The 21,104-nt window shown below is 34.8% G+C and carries 20 protein-coding genes; 7 read left to right on the top strand and 13 right to left on the bottom strand.

Features of this window, described 5'->3' with window-relative positions:
- Positions 1-68: 68 nt before the first annotated feature.
- The 3 genes from ACUN26_RS26400 to ACUN26_RS26390 all read left to right on the top strand — a co-directional run bounded on the left by ACUN26_RS26400 (position 69) and on the right by ACUN26_RS26390 (position 1,321).
- Complete coding sequence (locus ACUN26_RS26400) at positions 69-485, top strand: pyridoxamine 5'-phosphate oxidase family protein (RefSeq protein WP_000550219.1); 417 nt, start codon at positions 69-71, stop codon at positions 483-485.
- Positions 486-639: 154 nt separating this feature from the next.
- Positions 640-786 (top strand): BH0509 family protein, encoded by a 147-nt coding sequence (locus ACUN26_RS26395; protein ID WP_000817786.1) that lies wholly within the window; start codon positions 640-642, stop codon positions 784-786.
- A 106-nt stretch (positions 787-892) separates the two neighbouring features.
- On the top strand, positions 893-1,321 hold the full coding sequence (locus ACUN26_RS26390; protein ID WP_000100302.1) for an EamA family transporter: 429 nt from the start codon (positions 893-895) through the stop codon (positions 1,319-1,321).
- Between the two features lie 11 nt (positions 1,322-1,332).
- Here the strand turns inward: ACUN26_RS26390 and ACUN26_RS26385 are convergent, their stop codons facing one another.
- On the bottom strand, positions 1,333-1,926 hold the full coding sequence (locus ACUN26_RS26385; protein WP_000434869.1) for a DedA family protein: 594 nt from the start codon (positions 1,924-1,926) through the stop codon (positions 1,333-1,335).
- A gap of 402 nt (positions 1,927-2,328) precedes the next feature.
- Here ACUN26_RS26385 and ACUN26_RS26380 point away from each other — a divergent pair, with 402 nt between their 5' ends.
- Positions 2,329-5,091 carry a tetratricopeptide repeat protein gene (locus tag ACUN26_RS26380; RefSeq protein WP_000151399.1) on the top strand — a complete coding sequence of 921 codons (2,763 nt, stop codon included), beginning with the start codon at positions 2,329-2,331 and terminating at the stop codon, positions 5,089-5,091.
- Between the two features lie 42 nt (positions 5,092-5,133).
- Here the strand turns inward: ACUN26_RS26380 and lepB are convergent, their stop codons facing one another.
- The 3 genes from lepB to ACUN26_RS26365 all read right to left on the bottom strand — a co-directional run bounded on the left by lepB (position 5,134) and on the right by ACUN26_RS26365 (position 7,701).
- Positions 5,134-5,670, bottom strand: a complete 537-nt coding sequence (gene lepB, locus ACUN26_RS26375) for a signal peptidase I (protein ID WP_000983289.1) — start codon at positions 5,668-5,670, stop codon at positions 5,134-5,136.
- Between the two features lie 276 nt (positions 5,671-5,946).
- Positions 5,947-6,627, bottom strand: coding sequence for a lysoplasmalogenase (locus ACUN26_RS26370; protein ID WP_001100488.1), 681 nt, complete (start codon positions 6,625-6,627; stop codon positions 5,947-5,949).
- A gap of 123 nt (positions 6,628-6,750) precedes the next feature.
- Positions 6,751-7,701 carry a DMT family transporter gene (locus ACUN26_RS26365; RefSeq protein ID WP_000845698.1) on the bottom strand — a complete coding sequence of 317 codons (951 nt, stop codon included), beginning with the start codon at positions 7,699-7,701 and terminating at the stop codon, positions 6,751-6,753.
- Positions 7,702-7,972: 271 nt separating this feature from the next.
- On the opposite strand from ACUN26_RS26365, the gene ACUN26_RS26360 reads away from it, so the two are divergent.
- Positions 7,973-9,898: a heavy metal translocating P-type ATPase gene (locus ACUN26_RS26360; RefSeq protein WP_001083762.1), complete on the top strand. Its 1,926-nt coding sequence runs from the start codon at positions 7,973-7,975 to the stop codon at positions 9,896-9,898.
- 188 nt (positions 9,899-10,086) lie between these two features.
- Here ACUN26_RS26360 and ACUN26_RS26355 read toward each other — a convergent pair whose 3' ends face one another.
- Genes ACUN26_RS26355 through ACUN26_RS26345 form a run of 3 tightly spaced genes read right to left on the bottom strand, consistent with a single transcriptional unit; the run spans position 10,087 to position 11,993 of the window.
- Positions 10,087-10,953, bottom strand: a complete 867-nt coding sequence (locus ACUN26_RS26355) for a YihY/virulence factor BrkB family protein (RefSeq protein ID WP_001226534.1) — start codon at positions 10,951-10,953, stop codon at positions 10,087-10,089.
- Between the two features lie 6 nt (positions 10,954-10,959).
- The gene (locus ACUN26_RS26350) at positions 10,960-11,475 is read right to left on the bottom strand and encodes a DUF4075 domain-containing protein (RefSeq protein WP_001085402.1); all 516 of its coding nucleotides are present in this window, start codon (positions 11,473-11,475) and stop codon (positions 10,960-10,962) included.
- 53 nt (positions 11,476-11,528) lie between these two features.
- A complete protein-coding gene (locus tag ACUN26_RS26345) occupies positions 11,529-11,993 on the bottom strand; it encodes a low molecular weight protein-tyrosine-phosphatase (RefSeq protein ID WP_000250904.1) in 465 nt (154 codons plus the stop codon).
- Positions 11,994-12,168: 175 nt separating this feature from the next.
- On the opposite strand from ACUN26_RS26345, the gene ACUN26_RS26340 reads away from it, so the two are divergent.
- Positions 12,169-12,393 (top strand): DUF1128 domain-containing protein, encoded by a 225-nt coding sequence (locus ACUN26_RS26340; protein WP_000366197.1) that lies wholly within the window; start codon positions 12,169-12,171, stop codon positions 12,391-12,393.
- Between the two features lie 192 nt (positions 12,394-12,585).
- On the top strand, positions 12,586-15,252 hold the full coding sequence (locus ACUN26_RS26335) for a cation-translocating P-type ATPase (protein ID WP_000049586.1): 2,667 nt from the start codon (positions 12,586-12,588) through the stop codon (positions 15,250-15,252).
- 175 nt (positions 15,253-15,427) lie between these two features.
- Here ACUN26_RS26335 and ACUN26_RS26330 read toward each other — a convergent pair whose 3' ends face one another.
- The 6 genes from ACUN26_RS26330 to ACUN26_RS26305 form a co-directional block, all read right to left on the bottom strand.
- Entirely contained in the window at positions 15,428-16,510 is a 1,083-nt protein-coding gene (locus ACUN26_RS26330; RefSeq protein WP_001064415.1) for a toxic anion resistance protein, read from the bottom strand.
- Between the two features lie 18 nt (positions 16,511-16,528).
- Entirely contained in the window at positions 16,529-18,160 is a 1,632-nt protein-coding gene (locus ACUN26_RS26325) for a YceG family protein (RefSeq protein ID WP_000492832.1), read from the bottom strand.
- A gap of 109 nt (positions 18,161-18,269) precedes the next feature.
- Complete coding sequence (locus tag ACUN26_RS26320; protein ID WP_000025680.1) at positions 18,270-19,061, bottom strand: TerC family protein; 792 nt, start codon at positions 19,059-19,061, stop codon at positions 18,270-18,272.
- Between the two features lie 73 nt (positions 19,062-19,134).
- Positions 19,135-19,713: a TerD family protein gene (locus ACUN26_RS26315; protein WP_000236645.1), complete on the bottom strand. Its 579-nt coding sequence runs from the start codon at positions 19,711-19,713 to the stop codon at positions 19,135-19,137.
- A gap of 80 nt (positions 19,714-19,793) precedes the next feature.
- Complete coding sequence (locus tag ACUN26_RS26310; RefSeq protein WP_000146728.1) at positions 19,794-20,378, bottom strand: TerD family protein; 585 nt, start codon at positions 20,376-20,378, stop codon at positions 19,794-19,796.
- A gap of 23 nt (positions 20,379-20,401) precedes the next feature.
- A complete protein-coding gene (locus ACUN26_RS26305; RefSeq protein WP_001121599.1) occupies positions 20,402-20,998 on the bottom strand; it encodes a TerD family protein in 597 nt (198 codons plus the stop codon).
- Positions 20,999-21,104: the final 106 nt, after the last annotated feature.

Below are 21,104 nucleotides of genomic sequence, written 5' to 3'. Positions count from 1 at the left end.
TATGAAAGATATTTAATTTATCTTGTTTAAACGGAGAAAATTATAAATTATGAAAAGAGGTTAAAAGTATGCACTTAAAAGAAAAAATTGCAACGATTATTCAAGGACAAAGAACAGGTGTGTTATCTACTGTACGTAATGAGAAGCCACACAGCGCTTTTATGATGTTTTTCCATGAAGATTTTGTACTATACGTTGCAACAGATCGACAATCAAAAAAGATAACAGATATCGAAAACAATCCAAATGTACATGTACTGCTTGGACGAGAAGGAAAAAAATTAGATGAAGATTATATAGAAGTTGAAGGCTTAGCTTCAATCGAGGAAGACTCAACATTAAAAAACAAGTTTTGGAATAATAGCTTAAAACGCTGGTTACTTGGTCCTGAAGACCCTAATTACGTATTAATAAAAATCAATCCTGACACAATTTATTACATCGATGGTGCAGGTACGACGGAGCCCGAGTTTTTACGACTATAAAATAAAACAAGCCCCCCTTAGGTGGGCTTGTTTTGTCGAAAAGTTCTTCTGAAAAAAACAATAAAATAGGTGGAACTTTCTAAAGATTCTGTTATATAATAGCAGTAACTTAAATAAACTGTATTAAAACAGACTGAGAGGAGAAATAAAATTGATGAAAAGAGAAGAACGTAAAAACATGATTGAGTTTATTGAAAAGAAAAAAGGAATTGAGCGTGACGAATTATTGTTTATGACAGACGATGAAGTAGAACATATTTATAATGTAACTTACTTTTTATATGAGGAAATTGCAGAGTAGTATAATAATCCCCACCTTATTAAAAATATAAGGTGGGGATTATTTCGTTATTAATACATGAGAATGATTTTCATGTATAATAATGTAAGATTGGAGGAATTTTACTATGAGCTCATGGCTATTATTCGCACTATTATCAGCAATTGCTGCTGCCCTTGTATCTATTTTTGGAAAGATTGGTTTAGATGGAATCGATGCCAATGTTGCTACGACAGTTCGTTCTATTATTATGGCATTATTTATGATAGGCGTTATTATTATACAAGGTAAATTTCAAAATATCGGCGACGTACTGCTAAATAAAAAAGCACTGCTATTTATCACATTAAGTGGGGTTGCAGGTGCTTCGTCATGGCTATTTTATTTTCTTGCCTTAAAAACAGGAAAGGTCTCTCAAGTAGCCCCTATCGATAAATTAAGTGTAGTGTTTTCTATTATTCTTGCGATGATTATACTCGGTGAAAAGTTAAACTTTATGACTGGTATCGGTGTAGTCTTTATTACAGCTGGTGTACTATTTATTGCTTTCAGCTAAAAAAACCGCTATTAGCGGTTTTTCTTTTTCTTTATGTAAAACCATACAATGCATGTAACAACTGCTGAAATGATTAAAATCCATATTCCATAATGATGTAAACTATACTCGACAAATCGCCACTTCTCTCCTAACTTCCAGCCAAGTCCGATAAAAACACTTATCCAAATGAGCGCACCACCGTAAGCGTACAAGCAAAAACGCCAAAGTGTTAAATTCGAAACCCCAGCAAAATATGCTGTTAAATGACGTACTCCTGGTATAAAGTAACCAATCATTAAAAGAAATGGACCGTATTTTTCAAATAAAACATGTGTTTTTTCAATGTGATGTTCTTTAATTCTAACTTTCGGCCCATATTTTTTTAAAACAGGCAGACCGAGTTTTAAACCTAATATGTAACTTAATGTAATACCTAACATCGCACCCGCCATCCCACTTGAAAAAGCAGCAGTTCCTGACATAACGCCTTTTGAAACATTATAACCAACAAAGGTCAATAAAAACTCGTCTGGTATCGGTAATCCGACAATCCCACCAGCCAATGCTATAATAATTCCAAAATACCCATAATGCGCGATTAACTCGCCAATATGTTGTTCCATTCGGAAGACACATCCTATGCACGATCGTTATTCCACATTTTGCCCGTTCTCTCTTTAAGACAAACATGGTATACATATTCACTATACATTGTTTTTATAATGAACTCTACTTCTACCCATTCTTTTAACAGCGATCAAGTGAAACTTTAATCAGTGGGTATTTTGTCTATCTCCACTGATTATTAGCCCACACCAATCAGGATTAAAAAATAAAAATTCATATGCTTGTTTTTTTGTTACAATAAAGGAAAGCTACTTTTCGCAACGGTTTAACTCTCAAGAAAAATGATACATCTAGCAAAAACATAGTTTGGTCTATATAATACAACTTCTATCTATTAAAAAACATGTACCCTTTTACATACAACATCATTTTTCTAAATTATACAGGGGGGAACGAACATGACCATTGAAAATCAATTTATCCAAAAAGTTTACTATAAAACATTTTTAACAGAAGAAATTTCTACTCCAGTATCGGAAGTACTCGGTGAAGCATACATAAATGAATCTAAAAATGAATTCTCCAACATTTCTAATATTCGCTTTGCTCAAGGTGAATTTTATTATCAAAATAAAGATTTTGAAGCAGCCATATTTAAGTGGGAGAAAGTAAATAACGACCTTGAACTTTGGGCAACCAAAAATATTGCTGATGCCTATTTTGAACTCGGATTCTTACCAAAAGCAGAAGAAATTTATCAATCTATTCAAACTGAAGGTACAACTCTTACGATGGAAGTTTCCTTGCAACTTCTTTCTCTTTATATCGAGCAAGATCGTTTAGGATTAGCTTTTAAGACGATTAGTGAAGCTGTGGCATTTCAACCAGACTATCCGAATATTACTGCAATCGCACGTTCTTTCTATGAAAAACAAGAAGATTGGAACAACGCTATCGAACTTGCAGTTCAAGAGGGAATTCGAACAAAGTCATTACATTGGTTCGATACTTTAATCCATTACGTAAACCAAGGATTTACTAAACAAATCAAACCAGAATATTTCTATGATTCTTTAAAAGCTTTATATGCAATTGACCAAGTCCAATTTAAAGAGTTTGTTATTGCCCTTTGGAACAGCTATCAAAATGAACCATTATACCTTTCTTGGATCCAAAGCATGAATCATTTATTTTTACATATTGAAACAGATAACAATGACAATTGGAATGAAATTTCTATCCGCTACCAAGAAACATACTTTGCATTAATTACTGGCGATCATTTTATGCATGAATTAAACGGTCTTGTTCCTGATTTATTAACAAATTGGTTTAGTTTAACAAAAGCAAAGGATTCCTTACTTGTTTCTGCCGCCGTATTAGCATGGAATGAAGTTGCACCTACAACTTTAGAATCATTACTCGTAAAAAGTGCTGGAGCCTTACTTTCTAATTCATCAGCTGAAACAAATGTAGATATGGAAACCGTTTCTCATCTATTCGAAACAATTGCTGAATGGGCCGAGAAAAATGATGTAGATTTAAGTCATCAATTTACGCTACTCGTCCATGAACTATGTGATTTACATGTTAATAAACTACTAATAGCTGGAACAAGTGACCATGATAAAGCGTCATTCGTTAATTCAATATTAGGAGAGAACATCTTAACTGAGACTTTAACAGCTCCTATTCTATTTAAAGACGATAGTCAAACTGCAATAACGGAATTCAATGATCTAGATGTAAAAAACATCTCGAACTTTGATGAAGTCCATCAAATAATGGATACATCTTCCCAGTCAGAACTTGAGAAAAAATGTATAGAAATTAAGTTACCAAGTAGATTTTTAAGAAAAAATAAGTTTGCATTTCTTGTTACACCATCTGTTCAAGGACAATTGGATAAAAACAGCTCATACTTTGAATACTTACAGGCAGCAGAGAGCCTTATTTACATATTAAATTCTGCCTCACCATTACATGGCGAAGAACTTGATACATTACTTTATTTACGTGAACAAGTGCCAAACTTACAAATTCATTTCGTATTACACACAAATAATACGACTACCAATGAAAATCTAATTAGTAAACTTACAGTCCATTTCCCAAATGCAAAATTCTTCCCGTACTCTCCTTCCCAAGAGAGTAGCCAGCAACTTGGGGATGTAACAGAGTCCATTCTCTCTAATCTTGCAGAACGTGACATAGAGAAAGAACGTATAGAAAAGCTAATATGGTTTACTCAAAAGACAATCGCTTACCTTGTAAATGAACGTGTAGAATTAGAACATACATTAGTGAAATCAGTACGCTGGAATAAACATATATCTGTAAAACTTAATGGATTTATTAACAATCTTACTGCTCTTGAAAAAGACAAAATCCGTTCTATTACAGAATCTTATCTTTTAACGAAAGAAGAAATTACACAAGATATACATTCTCAAATTCCTGAATTATTACAGAGCTGTTCTGACCTTGTTCAAGAAGATAGTGATTTCAAATTAGTTCATGAAGAATTAAATGCTGCGATGAACGAACGAATTGACAAACATGTACAACAAGTGCTTCTTCCTAAATTTACTGGGTCTATTCAAGACTGGATTGAAACAGCACATAATGAATTTATTCAAGCTCAAGCTTATTTAGATGAAATGAGTGAAACGTTCAATAAATTATATAAAGAAGAACGTATGAAACTTCCTTGCGATTTCAAATTACTAGATGATTGGCATCGAGATGTCGTACGAATGACAAATAGAATTACAGTAACGAACATCAACATTTTATTACGCTTTACACCGACACAATTTTTCTTAAAGAGTGCCGGAAAATTATTTGGTAATATGCAAAAAAACCAATCTATGCTCGCAAACAAATATAAACAATATATTGAAACGGAAGACTATACAGAAATTGCCCAAACAATTTCAAAACAATTCTTCCTTCAATTTGAAGTATTTGAAGGTGCACTAGAGCGTGATATCATGATGTTCTTTAAAGATCCACTTAGCGTATTGAAACAAAATGTAGAAGTCGCTCAACTTGAAATACAAGAAGACGAACAAACATTAGCAACGCTAAGAAGCAACCCAGAAACTTATCATGATCCTTTAGCATTATTTAAACTACAACTATTGCAACACAAATTTGTTATAAGTACTAACCAAAACAATGAAGACGTCTTTGTATCTAACGAGTCTCCTACTGTTTAACATAAAAAACCAAGCAAACTGAAATTTGCTTGGTTTTTTACTTTAATTTATTATTTTCACATGTTCAAATGGATAATAAATTGCCGCTAACTTTCCTAATACATCTGCTCTATCAATAAGTCCTAAACCATTTCTACTATCCCTACTGATTAAGCGATTATCTCCCATAACAAAAATCTTATTTTTAGGAATTGTAATAGGTCCAAAGTCCTCTGTTAAATTCATTAGTTTTTTTTCAGCTTGTTTTTTATTACTATGCAAATACTCCTCATTTTTCACCTCATGATTCACATATAATTGGTCATTTCTCATCTCAATTACATCACCCGGTAACCCAATCACTCTTTTCACATAAAAATTATCCGTCTTCACAACAATAATGTCTTCTCTACCATAACTTTCAAATTGCTTTGCCAACTTATTAACAATTATCTTATCCCCATCTTGTAACGTTGGCCTCATAGATGCTCCTTTTACAGTTGTAGGGAAAAACAAAAAGATTTTTGCCAAAAACGCTAATAAACATGCACTTGCAATTATTCCAAAGAACTCACGCAAACGTTTTTTCTTTTGCATCATTCCACCATCTCATTGTCTTTTTATTTATATTATAAATACTTCAGATAGTTGTTTTCCATAAAATTCTAAATTATATAATTATAATATTACAAATTCAAAAACACTATTCCTTACAAGTTTATTTTTTTGATATATCATATTTTATACTTATTAAGCAGAACTTTTCCTATGAATTTTACACTTAACAAATACTAAACTAATTAAACAAATATATTAGAATATCAAAGAAAAAGATACTCTCAAAATAGTCTATCTACTATTTTTGAGAGCATCTTTTTATAGTCCTACATATACAATACACATCTGAGCAGCGACATATGTAAACCAAATCCAAAGTGGTTCATACTTCAGCTTGCGGCCACCAATATCTGTCACACCAATAATAAAATCAGAAATCACAAACAGCAAACCACCAAGCGCTGGTATCCACCATATTCCTGTATTCTCATAGTATAAGGCGAATGCAAAGCAAGCCATTCCCCCAACCCACAAGCCGTAAATTAGGGCTCCTATCGTAAACAGTTTGTCCTGTTTTTCATTTCGAATAAAAAAGAACCACCCTATAATTAGAAAGAGTCCGTATACGAGTAAACCAATCCAAAAACCATTCCATGAAATACCTGTTTGCAAAAATGCTTTTACATAAAAACAATGGGCAAGAGCAAAAGTAACCATCCCTCCAATTAATCGATGGCCAAAGGGAATCAAACCTGCCATAAATAAATCTCCTAAAGTCGATAAAGTCATTCCTAATGCAACCCAGCTGCTATACTCTATCGATGGATCTTGTAGCCATATCCAAATCGCACTACCTGTTAAAGAAAAACTAAGAATAAGACGAACTGCTAAAGGTAACGGCATATTTTCTCTTGTTCTTTTTGTCTGTCCTATTGCATAAATTGCTCCTGTTAAAAAAATAATTATTTGTCCGATTAACACAATGTAAAATACATTCATAATATGTTCTCCTCAATAAATGCTTTAATGTATCTTTTTTCGTTATATATAGTCTGTTCTCCTTTTTCTACATAAAAAAAGAAGAACAATACTGTTCTTCCATTTTAATCGCTTTTTTGTTCTCTACGCTACTTGTTTTTTTTGCTCCATTTTCTGCTTAGCCGGGGTACGATTTACGACAATGATTCCCGCTGCTACACATGCTAGACCGAATAATACAAATGAATGAATTGCTTCTCCTAAAATCATGCTCGATAATAACACACCAAAGACAGGTATGAAGAACATATACATCGAGACTTTTCCTACTTTGTTATACTTCATAATTGTATTCCATATACAAAATCCCGCTGCCGATAAGAACGATAAATATATGAGCATAAGTATCGTATATAGGTTAAAAGTAAATGGCATCGCTCCAACTTGTAATGCACCTATACATAGTAACCCAACTGATCCAAAAATCATTTGGTATGCTGTCATATACCCAATATCTAACGTTTTACTACCCTCTTTTGCTAATATATTTCCATACGAATACATCATCGCTGCCCCAAGAAGTAATAAGCTACCTATTCCAAAATGGAATGATAAACTTCCATCACTCGGTACATTCACTAAAATGACACCACAAAATCCGATTGATACGCCCATTATTTTTCTCATATTGAGAGCATCATCTTTATATAAAAAGTGTGCGAGTAAAATTTGAAAGAATGATGATGTTCCTGAAATAATCGCTCCTTCAATTCCTGAGCTATAACTCATTCCAATATAAAAACATATATATTGAAGAAAAGTTTGGAACAAACCAATTTGAACTAACTGCTTCCCTGTTCCTTTTTTGAACTGCATATCTTTTCCTAGCGCTTTAAAAAATAATAAGAGCATTATACCAGATAAGAAAAAGCGATAACCAGCAAATAATATTTGTTCTCCGACTTCTTGTGGCCGAATCCCAAGTTCAGCATAGCTTAATTTAATAAAGGGAAATGCGCTTCCCCATAAAAAGGTTGCTACTATCGCAGCAATAAATACACCAATCGGATGAGTAAAAAATTTCTCTGTCTTCACTTGTTGTCTTCCTTTTCGATCTTTTTATGAACAATATTCATATATACCAAAGGAACTGTAAAAACACAAGTTTTCGGTTTATACTTGAAACAAAAACATATCATCTCTCAAAAACATATGCTATACTATAGAATAATTACAACATAATAACTATTAAAATCAGTTTTAACAGAAATGCTGCTATCCGTTACGGATGGCAGCTTTCGTCGTTTTATAGGGGTTTCGATTTTGATTCTTTTTCTCAATAAGAATTTGAAAGGGGCGAGTAATAATGAACTCGGAAGTAAAAACATTACCATCAAAACAGAACGTACCTAATCCATCTTGGATTCAAACACTAAAAAAGCACTATGAACTTATATTTGCAATCTTATCTGGTATTTTCATTTTAGCTGGCTGGTTATTCACAAAAAATGAGGCGATAAGTGTAGGTATTACTTTCTATATCCTCGCTTATGTAATTGGAGGATTTGCAAAAGCGAAAGAAGGCATTGCAGACACAATTGAAGAGAAAGAGCTAAATGTTGAAATGCTCATGCTCTTTGCTGCTATCGGTGCTGCCATGATTGGCTATTGGGCAGAGGGTGCTATTTTAATCTTCATCTTTGCGCTAAGTGGTGCAATGGAATCTTATACGTTAAGTAAAAGTCAAAAAGAAATTTCAGCACTTCTTGATTTACAGCCTGAAGAAGCATTACGTATTTCAAATGGAACCGAGGAACGTGTTCCTGTTGGAGAATTACAAATTAACGACATTATTTTAATTAAACCCGGTGAACGTGTTCCTGCTGATGGCACAATTCATAATGGTGAAACAAATATTGATGAAGCTGCTATTACAGGAGAACCTATTCCGAATGAGAAAAAATTCGGCGATGAAGTGTTTGCTGGAACTGTGAATTTACGTGGTGCTATTGAAATTACAATTACAAAGCCGAGCGATCAAACATTATTCCAAAAGATTATTCGTCTCGTTCAAAGTGCACAAAGTGAAAAATCACCATCACAACTATTCATCGAAAAATTTGAAGGAACATACGTAAAAGGTGTACTACTCGTTGTTGCGCTTATGATGTTCGTTCCTCACTTCTTACTGGATTGGAGTTGGAATGAAACATTTTATCGCGCTATGATTTTACTTGTAGTCGCTTCTCCTTGTGCACTAGTTGCAGCTATTACACCCGCAACTTTATCTGCAATTTCTAACGGAGCGAGAAACGGTATTCTCTTTAAAGGCGGCATTCATTTAGAACGTCTAGCTTCAGTAAAGGCGATTGCCTTTGATAAAACAGGAACATTAACACAAGGAAGACCTACTGTAACAGATGTATATGTTCGAGAAGGTATAGCAGAAAGTGAAGTACTTTCTATTACAGCATCAATTGAAAGTCACTCTACACATCCTTTAGCTGAATCCATTGTTAAATATGCAAAACATGCTTATGATATTTCGATAAAAAAACCCGAAAACGTTGAAGATGTAACTGGTTTTGGATTAAAAGGAACATTAGAAAATAAAGCTTATAAAATTGGTAAAGCTGATTTTATCGGGGAAGAAACAAAGACATTTCATAATGGTATTTCTACCTCCCTTGAAAAAGAAGGGAAAACTGTCGTTTATATAAGTGATGAAGATGGTATCCTTGGACTTATCGCTTTAAAAGATACACTCCGCCAAGAAACCATTGCTGCTATTCGCGATTTACAAAGCATTGGTGTGGAAGCAATCATGATTACTGGCGATAATGAAGAAACCGCAAAAGCCATTGCTGCTGAAAGCAATATAAAAGAATATTATGCATCCTGTTTACCAGAAACAAAAGTTGAAACGATTAAAAAGTTAAAAGAAAAATACGGTACAGTAGCAATGGTCGGAGATGGTATAAATGATGCACCCGCGCTCGCTACTGCTAGCATTGGTGTTGCAATGGGTGAAGGAACAGACGTAGCTTTAGAAACTGCAGACGTTGTACTTATGAAGAACGAATTGTCTCGACTTTCCCAAGCCATCCGTTTATCAAAACGAATGAACCGTATTGTAAAGCAAAATGTAGTATTTTCTCTAGCTGTAATTGCACTGCTAATCTGTTCAAACTTCTTGCAATTTTTAGCTCTTCCATTTGGTGTTATTGGGCATGAGGGAAGTACAATTCTTGTCATTTTAAACGGGTTACGATTATTAAAAGGAAACAAATAAAAACGGGTCCCTCATAGAGGACCCGCTTTTTTTAATGGTAGCTATTATGCCCGTTCGCACTACTACTTGTTTTATGCTTCGGATGCGAACTGCTCTTTTGTTTATTGTTGTTTTTATTATTGTGGTTCTTTTTATTATTACTCATGAAATATCCCCCCTGTTCCTTTTTATTATGGAACAAGAGCTCATTATTCATTACGGGAATTATTGTCACCCGTTCTATAGTGATGGAGTAGACCATTAATTTCACCGCCAAGTAAAATTACCCATCCAGTTAAGTAAAACCATAACATTAAAATAATAATTCCACCGAGACCACCATATGTATTGGCGTAATTCGCAAACTTATCTACATAATAAGCAAATGAGTACGATACCACAATCCACCCTACAGTAGCAAATATTGCTCCTGAAATGACTTCTCTTCTTTTTAACTTTCGATCTGGTGCAAATGTATATAAAAAACTAAACAAGGCAAATAGTACGAAGAAACTCGCTACTAATCGTGTAATACTCCATACGTAAGAAAAACTATCCGATAAACCAATTGCTTTAAATACCGCTGCCCCAATCACTTGTCCGAACACTGGGACAATTAGAGCAAACACAATCATAAAAATGATGGCTAATGTAAACACAATTGATAAAGCTCTTGTTTTAATAAAGGAACGTGTTTCGGTTACATCATACGCACGGTTAAAAGCATTCATAACCGCATTTACTCCATTTGAAGCAAACCATAGCATCGACAGTAAACCAAATGATAATAAACCACCATTTTGCTCATTTACAACTTTATCTACGTTTACTTCAATTAAGTACATTGCATCTTCAGGTACGTACGGTTCTAATAAATTGAGCACACTTTCTGTTTGAAGGTCAATAAATCCAAGAAGCGTAATTAAGAAAACAAGCCCAGGAAAAATAGCAAGTAAGAAGAAATAAGCGAGCTGTGCTGCCAAGCCCGCTACATCATCACGCATCGTCCGATCGTATAAATCTTTACCGAACGAATAAGTGCGATTTCTTCTTACCTTTTCTAAAATTTTTCTCATATATGTTTAAACGCTTTTCTTCTCTTCTTTATCTTGCTTTAACTCAATGTACGCTTCAGTTTTTTTTTCCTCTGCATGTGAGTCTTTCATAAATAATTCACGTGCTTCTTTCATACCACCATCTTCAGCAACTACTGGCTCTTCTTCTGCTTTAAGCTCATCTGCCTTTGGAGATACAGCTTGAATTTCAATCGTTTCTGGCTTTTCTTCTCGCTCAATTTTTTTCTTACTAAAAATTTCTTTCGTTTCTTTTAACGTCTCTACAACTGACGGCGTCAATTTTTTAATTTCTGCTACTTTCGCTTTCACTACATTGAAATCAGCAAGTTCGCGTCCTTTATCTGTAACAGTTTGCACTTTTTCTTTAATCTTTGCATTTTCACCAATTTCAATCATCTTTGTTTTTGCTTTTTCAGCAGTGTTTTTTACCTTTTCACGGTTTTCTTTCTTTAACATGGATACAGCTACACCTGCCGCTACACCAAGCGCAATGTTTCGAGCAATATTATTTTTCTTTGCCATATTCCTTCACCCTTTCATTTCTTATGTTAGAAAGTATTTCTTTCTAAGCTTCCTCATATTCCTTGTTCATTTCGAATGAAAGCTAATAGCTTTGCACACCCTTCTGTTACAAGGTCATACACTTCTTGAAAGTTCCCTGTATAGTAAGGGTCAGGAACGTCTGTCCAGCCACCGTCTGGAACAAAGTCGGACAGCCTACCAATATAGCCTCCAGTTTTACCTAAACTTTTTAAATCTGCTATATTCTTGTTGTCCATGGCAATAATATAATCAAACTTTGTTAAGTCTTCTTTTTCTACTTGCCTTGCTTTAATTCCTTCAAAAACGACTTCATTTTCTTTTAAAATTTTTTGTGTTCCTTTATGTGGCGGATGACCAATGTGCCAATCTCCAGTTCCTGCAGAATCAATGACAATTTTCTCTTCAAGTCCCTCTTTTACGACAAGATCTCGAAAAATCGCTTCTGCCATTGGAGAACGGCAAATGTTCCCAAGACAAACAAATAATACTTGAACCATATTTTTGTTTCTTCCTTTCTTGGTGCATTTCTTAATATATACTTATAGTATAAACAACCAATTATTAAATATAAAGGAAATCCCTACTAATTTAATAGGATTGAAAAGATTCATTAACGAAAATGATAAAAAAATGTTAAGATAGCCTTATGTTATTTTAAAGGGGGACACTTCGGTGGATTTATCCGTAAAGTCAGAAGAAAACGTTGAATATATGGTCGAAGCTATTAAAGAAAAATTACGTATGGTTAATGCTGGAGCGATGAGAGCCGCTAGCTTTAACGAAGAAATGTACGAGGACTTACGTGACATCTATGAGCATGTTATGAAACGTGAAACATTCAGCATTAGTGAAATGCAAGCTATTACAGAAGAATTAGGTACATTAATTAAAAAGTAAAAAAGCCTCTCTTATATGAGGCTCTTTTTTATTTCCAACAAATTCATGACAACTCTTCTCTTTTCCTCAACCAACTGTAAAATATTGTACAATAGAAGTAGAAGCTCATCTTAGATTTTTTCTCCGTACATACTACTCACAAATAATAGCAACACTACCATTGCTAACTGTTTTTACTGGAGGTGCTTACTTATGAGCAAATGGTACAGTAAGACGAAAGATCAAATATTAACGGATCTTAAAACAAATGAACAAAGTGGTTTAACCGCTGACGGTGTAAATGAACGCTTAAAACAATTTGGTTCAAATGAATTAACAGTAAAACAAAAACGTACTTTATGGCAGCGGATTTTTTCCCAAATTAATGATGTCCTCGTATATGTTCTTCTTATAGCTGCCCTTATTTCTGCCTTTGTAGGTGAATGGGCAGATGCAAGCATTATCGCGCTCGTTGTCATATTAAATGCAGTTATTGGTGTCATCCAAGAGTCAAAGGCTGAGCAAGCTTTGGAAGCACTAAAAAAAATGGCAACACCTAAAGCTATCGTAAAACGAGACGGCGAACTAAAAGAAATTCCATCTGAACAAGTCGTTCCAGGTGATATCGTCATGCTCGATGCTGGACGTTATATACCATGTGATTTACGACTTATCGAAACAGCAAATTTAAAAGTTGAAGAATCTGCTCTAACTGGTGAGTCCGTCCCTGTTGATAAGGATGCACTTTATCATCCTTCTATGCAAACTGATGAACAAGTGCCACTGGGCGATCAAAAAAACATGGCCTTTATGTCGACGCTAGTAACATACGGACGTGGCGTTGGTGTTGCTGTTGAAACTGGTATGAACTCACAAATTGGTAAGATTGCTACCCTTTTACATGAATCAGATGATGATATGACACCACTTCAAAAAAGCTTAGCACAAGTAGGAAAATATTTAGGCTTTGTCGCTGTAGCCATTTGCGCTATTATGTTTCTCATCGGTTTTTTACAAGGACGCGATACGTTAGAAATGTTTATGACTGCAATTAGTTTAGCTGTAGCGGCTATTCCTGAAGGACTACCAGCTATCGTTTCCATCGTTCTTGCAATTGGCGTGCAGCGTATGATTAAACAAAACGTTATCATTCGTAAACTACCAGCTGTTGAAGCTCTCGGGTCTGTCACAATTATTTGTTCAGATAAAACAGGTACATTAACGCAAAATAAAATGACCGTTACTCACTTTTATAGTGATAACACATACGCTCAGTTAGAAAATTTGAATGTAAATAATGATGTACACCGTCTATTGTTAGAAAATATGGTGTTATGTAATGATGCGTCTTATAGTAGTGAATCCCAAACTGGGGACCCTACTGAAATTGCCCTTCTCGTTGCTGGAAGCACTTTTAACATGCAAAAAGATCATTTAGAAAATAAACATGAACGTGTTAACGAGCTACCTTTTGATTCTGATCGTAAAATGATGTCAACAGTGCATACATACGATGAAAGCTACTATAGTATGACGAAAGGTGCTATTGATAAACTTTTACCTCACTGCACCCATATCTTTATAAATGACAAAGTTGAGGTCTTCACAAATTCTGATAAAAATCAAATATTAGAAGCTGCCGGGGCAATGTCTCAAGAAGCTTTAAGAGTACTTTCATTCGCATTTAAACAATATAATGCGAACGATGTGGATATTAATCATCTCGAAGAAAATCTCATCTTTATCGGTCTTGTCGGTATGATTGATCCACCACGCACAGAAGTAAAAGATTCCATTACAGAGTGTAAAAAAGCTGGTATTCGTACAGTTATGATTACTGGTGATCATAAGGATACCGCCTTTACAATTGCCAAAGAACTTGGTATTGCTGAAGAAAAATCTGAAATTATGATTGGAACTGAACTAGATAACATTTCAGATACAGAACTAGCAAACAAAATTAATCACTTACATGTATTCGCTAGGGTCTCTCCAGAACATAAAGTGAAGATTGTAAAAGCATTACGTGCGAAAGGAAATATCGTTTCTATGACTGGTGATGGCGTCAATGATGCTCCATCTTTAAAACAAGCAGATGTTGGCGTAGCAATGGGCATTACAGGGACAGATGTTGCAAAAGGCGCAGCAGATGTCGTTTTAACAGACGATAACTTCTCATCTATCGTTAAAGCCGTTGAAGAAGGCAGAAATATTTACCGTAACATAAAAAAATCGATTCTCTTCCTACTCTCTTGTAACTTCGGAGAAATTATCGCTTTATTTTTAGCTATTTTACTTGGCTGGGCGACACCATTACGCCCAATCCACATTTTGTGGGTTAATTTAATTACCGACACACTTCCTGCATTGTCACTCGGTGTTGATCCTGAAGATTCAGATGTGATGAAAGAAAAACCACGACGTGCGAAAGAAAGTCTATTTAGCGGGAGCGTCCCTTTTCTTATTTTCAATGGTGTTGTAATTGGATTTTTAACGTTAGCTGCCTTTATCGTTGGGGCGAAACTCTATGCTGGAGATACAAACTTATTTCCACTTTTCCCAGAGCAAATTGATGAAGATGCTCTATTACATGCTCAAACGATGGCATTTGTCGTTCTTAGTTTTTCTCAGCTCGTTCATTCATTTAACTTGCGTTCAAGAACGAAATCGATTTTCTCAATTGGGATATTTACAAATAAATACTTAGTCTTCTCACTTCTTATTGGTGTTCTTATGCAAGTATGTATCATCTCCATCCCTCCTCTAGCGAATATATTCGGTGTACATGCATTAACATTACGCGATTGGGGATTTGTTCTCTTGTTAAGTATCATTCCGCTCGTTGTGAATGAAATCATTAAATTAGTTAAGAGAAACTAAAAGGCAATGAGGACTGTTCCTCATTGCCTTTTCTTTATCCCACTATTTTCCCGGTAGTAAAACTCCCACCTCAAAATTCAGCTTGAGGTGGGAGATCAACTGCCCATAAACGCCCAATTGGTGAAGGTTAACAATCAGTGAGGATGAACAAAAACCCACTGATTAAAGTTTCACTTTATCCTTGTAATTCTTTTTTGATGTTTTCTGTTAGTGTAGCCATGCGCTTACGACTTTCTTCACGCTCACGTTTATTTTGCTCTTCAATTTGTTGTGTTTCTTGCATACCTCTTGAAATAATGTTCCAAGTTTCTTCAAGTGTTTCCATCTTAATACTAGAAGAACCTGATAATCTCGCTACTTCCACACTTTGAGTTGCGATATTTTGTGCATTTTTCTTCAGTAACTCATTTGTACGACGATCAAGTTCAGCCATAGAATCTGCAACAAGCTTTTGACGTTTCGCATTTACCGCTTGAATGATACCATTTTTAAAGATAGGAATCGTTGTAATAAATGCTGTATTAATCTTACCTATTAATTTATTGTTACCACGTTGAATCATACGAATTTGTGGTGCTGTAAGTAGAGCAACCATACGTGCCTTTTCTAAATCATCAATACGTTGCTCTAAAATTTCAACAGAGTTTTTAAGTGATTCTAATTCAATACCTGCTAGTTGATCATTATTACGTACGCGCTCTTCATACATCGGGACTAACTCTGTATTTAAACGCTCTAATAACATTTCTCCTGCCACTACGTACTTTTCTAAATCTAAATAATACTTTAAGTTTTGCTCATACAAGCCATCTAACGTACCAATTGATTTTTTCATTTCATCTTGATACTTCGTAATTTCTACGTATACTTTATCCATTTCGCGACCCATTGTCTGATACTTACTAAAGATTTGTTCAATCATTTTATCTGCTTTTTTGAACATACGTGAGAAGAAACCACTTTTCTCTTCCGCAAAATCTTTACTATCAAACCTGTCCATAATTTTACCAAGCTGTTTTAATAATTCACCAGAGTCTTCTATTTTTGATAAAGACATTGTATGTAAAATTTGATCAGCGAAACGTGAAATTTCTATAGACGGTTCTTTTCCAAGCTCGATTAATTCTAACTGATCTTTAATATCTACCGCATTATAAATACGTTGTACTTCCGCATCTTGTCTAAGTTGTAAACGGACATCTTGTGCGGTTTGCTCATTTAATTCTGTTTTTGAATCTAGTACGACTGGGTTATTCATATGGTATTCTCCCTTTCCTTATAAAAATGGACGAAATAGTCCTTTTATTGTTTGTGATAAATTTTTATAGGCTGATGAACCATGAAACTCAAGATCAAAATTAACTTCCTCAAGCCAATGTGAATCAAATGCGCCTGCTTCAATATACGGTTCAATATCGTTTCTCCCCGTTGGATTGAAATGGAATACATCTACTCCAATTTGATTTAAAAATAGTAGTAAAACAGCATCGGAACGAGTTAATTCTCCACTCTTCTCATTATTAAATATAACAATTTTCGGTACATCTTGTGAATAATCAAATTTCTCAAGCTGTTCTAAAATATTCGGTGGTATTTGAGAGAGCTGCGCGAAAACATATAGTGCTACCTCTTGTTTCATCTCTTTCCCAACTGGTTTACACATTTCACTTTCACACGTATGGATGATTGCCTCTGCAATACCATGCTGTAAACCTTCCGGTAAACGCTTATGCGGCCACCAATGGCTATTCATAATTAAATCCGGGTGTAACTTTCCTCCGCGGTCCAATGCATCTCGGTAATGATATTGGAAATTCGCTTTTTGTTCTTTCGTAAACGGGAATGTATTAATTAATAAACTGTTATCGAATGATGTAACTGCCTTTAATCGTTGAAAATATTCTTTATCGTTCTTTGAAACGCCTGATATTTTTGCAAATAAAGAAGGGATATAAATGTGTTTATTTTCAACAAAGAATGTTGGGCGTACAAACGACTTTTCTTTCGTAATTAAAAAGAGTTCATCATATGTCGTTTTTAATGTACGTGCTACAGGTGTATACGAACGGAATTGCCACGGCTTATACAGTAGTGAATTATCATGGTGAAGTACTTGCTCAATTTCCTTTGAAGCTTGGTACGCTACTGTTGCGACGCGTTCGCAACGACGATCGGGAAATGGTTCAAGAGAAATACGGCTTGAATGAGACACAACAAAAGTTCTTCCCGCTTCATCGATATTCTCAAAGCCATCTTTTCCTTCCGGGTGATAATAAAGTACATCACAGCCGAGCATAATAAGAAAGTATAAGAAATATATACGACTTTCCTGTGCATCACCATACCAAATGATACGCGGCATTTGTTTCTTATAATTAATCGTAGAAAACCACTTCGTTACATAATTCTCACTTAACTTAATCATATCGATTAAGAAACGACGGAATCCTTCTGTCTTTAAAGATTGATTATGTTGTTTCTCATACAATTTCAATACAGAAATAAACGTCGTATGTATATAATGTTGCAAATCAGGATTGTCTACTTGCGGTAATAGTTGCTTTCCAGACAAATGGGCTACAAGCCTATTTACTGTAAGTCCATTTGGTGCTTCTTGATGTAACGCAAAAACTTCTTGAATATGACGCAGTTTTTCGGAATCAATCACCTTATTTAAATTTTGTTCATGCAAAACCTCAATCCCTTTTGCTTCACTATAATCAAATAAATCATTGAAATATTCATCTACATCATTAGGAACACCAAGAATACGCGTTGCTATATAACTAAATTTCATTTCATTCTCTGTCAGTTCATATTGTGGGCGTTTTTCTAAAAGCGCTTCAAATTGTTTTAAATCTGATTCTTCTTTTAATGCACATGGTTGAAGTGTAAAACGTGAAAACACAACAGTTCACCTCCAAAAACATTTACGTTTTTATAAAGTCTCTCTTCTATTATAAACTATTTTTAGTTATAAAAAATGGGCGCTCGCATAACGAGCAAACCCATTTCAATTATTTATGATTATTTTTAGTAGCTGCAACTTCTTCTTTAGCCTGTCCAGAATTCTTCATGTAGTGAATTATAAATGTTGCTCCAAATGCTACAAGTAAAATAATAAAGAACAGTGTATGACTAATGTGAATATCAATTAGAGACAATAACATTTTCGCTGCAATAATTAGAATTAAAATATACGCTGTTGTTTCTAATTCTGGAATACGCTCTAACAATTTTAAAAATACGCCAGCAATACCACGCATCATTAAAATACCGAGCATTCCGCCTAATAGTAAAATCCAAACTTCATTTGATACACCAAATGCAGCAAGTACGCTATCTACAGAGAACGCGATATCCATTAATTCAACCATCGCAACCGTTCCCCAGAAGACACCGAACATTCTAAAGAGAATACTATTTTGATTCATACCATGAGCTTCCTCTTCTTCACTTGCACCTTTACGCTTATCAATAAAGTATTTCACTGATAACCAAGCAAGGTAAAGCGCACCAAGAAGTTTTACCCACCATAATTTAATTAAGAACATTCCAATTCCAATCGCAATAAAGCGGAACACATAAGCTCCAATAAGTCCGTAGAATAATGCTTTTTTACGTTTCTCTTCCGGAAGATGTTTTACCATTACCGCTAACACAAGTGCGTTATCAGCAGATAGTAACCCTTCAAGTACAACAAGTGTACCAATTAATCCCCAAGATACTGGATCTTGCAACACTTTAATCCACATATCTAAGTCGAAAAACTGAGCATACGTATTAATGATTTCTTGCAAAATGCTCATCTTACCTTTATCCCCTATTCTTTGCTAGATTTATAGAAAGGTCAAAAAAAGGAAACGAATGTCGTTTCCCTTCTTATGCATCCAAGCCATACGCTCTTACAAGCGCACCTAATCCACCTTGGAAACCGCTTCCTACTGCATTAAACTTCCACTGTCCATTATGACGGTATAATTCACAAAAGACAACTGCTGTTTCAATGGAGAAATCTTCCCCTAAATCAAAACGAAGAACTTCTTCGTTTGTTTCCTCATTCGCTAAACGAACGAATGCGTTTCCGACTTGTCCAAAGTTTTGATTACGGCCTTCACCATCATAAATTGTAACTGTGATTGCAATTTTATGTACATCTGCTGGAACTTTCTTCAAATCGACAACAAGTTGCTCATCATCGCCTTCACCTTCACCTGTACGGTTATCTCCTGTATGCAGAACAGATTCACAAGGAGACTGTAAATTGTTATAGAAAATAAAATCAGTTTCCTTCGTACATTTTCCGTTCGCATCTAATAGAAATGCCGATGCATCTAAATCGAAATCAGATCCACCATCATAAGATTTAATATCCCACCCAAGACCAATTACCGCTTTTGTTAAACCAGGGCTTGTCTTACCTAAATCGATCTTCTGTCCTTTTTGTAACTGAATAACCATTTATATTCACCTCTATATTTTAATCTTTAAAAATATATCCATCAGTAAACATGCGTTTCACCGATGGATATATAAATCTATTACTCTACATCTAAACCAAAGTTATTACATAGAGAACCTAATCCACCTTGGAATCCACTTCCAATTGCATTGAACTTCCATTCACCTGCATGACGGTATAATTCACCCACTACTACCGCTGTTTCAATAGAGAAGTCTTCTCCTAAATCGTAACGAATTAATTCTGCATTTTTCTCTTCATCTAGAATACGTACGAAAGCGTTAGAAACTTGTCCAAAGTTTTGGCTACGGCCTTCTCCATCATAAATTGTAATTGTGAAACAAATACGTTCGATGTGAGCAGGAACATTTTTCAAATCTACTTTAATTGATTCGTCATCGCCTTCACCTTCGCCTGTGCGGTTATCTCCTAAATGCTCTACAGCACCATTCGCACCTTTTGGATTATTGTAGAAGACGAAATCCTCTGCGCCTGAAACTTTACCATTCGCACCTACTAAGAAAATACTAACATCTAAATCGAAATCGTTTTGTCCGTCATAACGATTCGTATCCCAACCAAGTCCTACAAGAACTTTTGAAAGACCTGGATTCGTTTTTGTTAAATCTACCTTTTGTCCCTTTTTCAACGAAATTGATGCCATATACAATTCCTCCTCGGTTTATTTTATTGATAACGTGATACAATCTCACTTAAATTTTTATCTTGTGTTCCTTCTCCAACCGCTGAAAACTTCCACTCACTTCCGTGTCGGTACATTTCTCCTGCAATTAGAGTCGTTTTGCCAGCATAGTTATCTGACAAGTTATAACGTGCTAATTCTTCACCTGTTTGCGGGTTTTGAATACGAATATATGCATTACGAATCATCCCAAAATCTTGACGACGATTTACACAGTCATAAATATTTACAACGAATACTAAACGATTAATACGGCTCGGAACTTTATGTAATTCTACGAAAATTGTTTCGTCGTCACCAGCGCCTTCACCTGTTAAATTATCTCCTGAATGAATAATACTACCACAAGTAGAAAGTTTGTTTCCAAAGTAAACTAAATCATTTTTATTTAAAAAACGCTCTCCTTCTAACATAACAACTGATGCATCACAATCTACATTTGGTTTACTTCCAAATAATGAAGACAGAAACCCACCTGATTGCCCAATTGGATCCCAGCCTAAGCCAACCTGTAGTTTTGCTACTCTCGGTTGTCCTTTCGTTAAATCGATCTTTTGTCCTTTTTCTAAAATAATAGGCATGAAGTTTCTTCCTTTCTACAAAGCATTTTCCTAATCGGAAAATATTGTATTCTTCTCTTATATTGTAGCATTATTTATCTATTGAGAAAAAGAATAAATTCTCAAT

Source organism: Bacillus sp. WC2503 (assembly GCF_052682895.1).
Note: the sequence above shows the minus strand (reverse complement) of the source record. Positions and strands in the feature narration are given on the sequence as shown.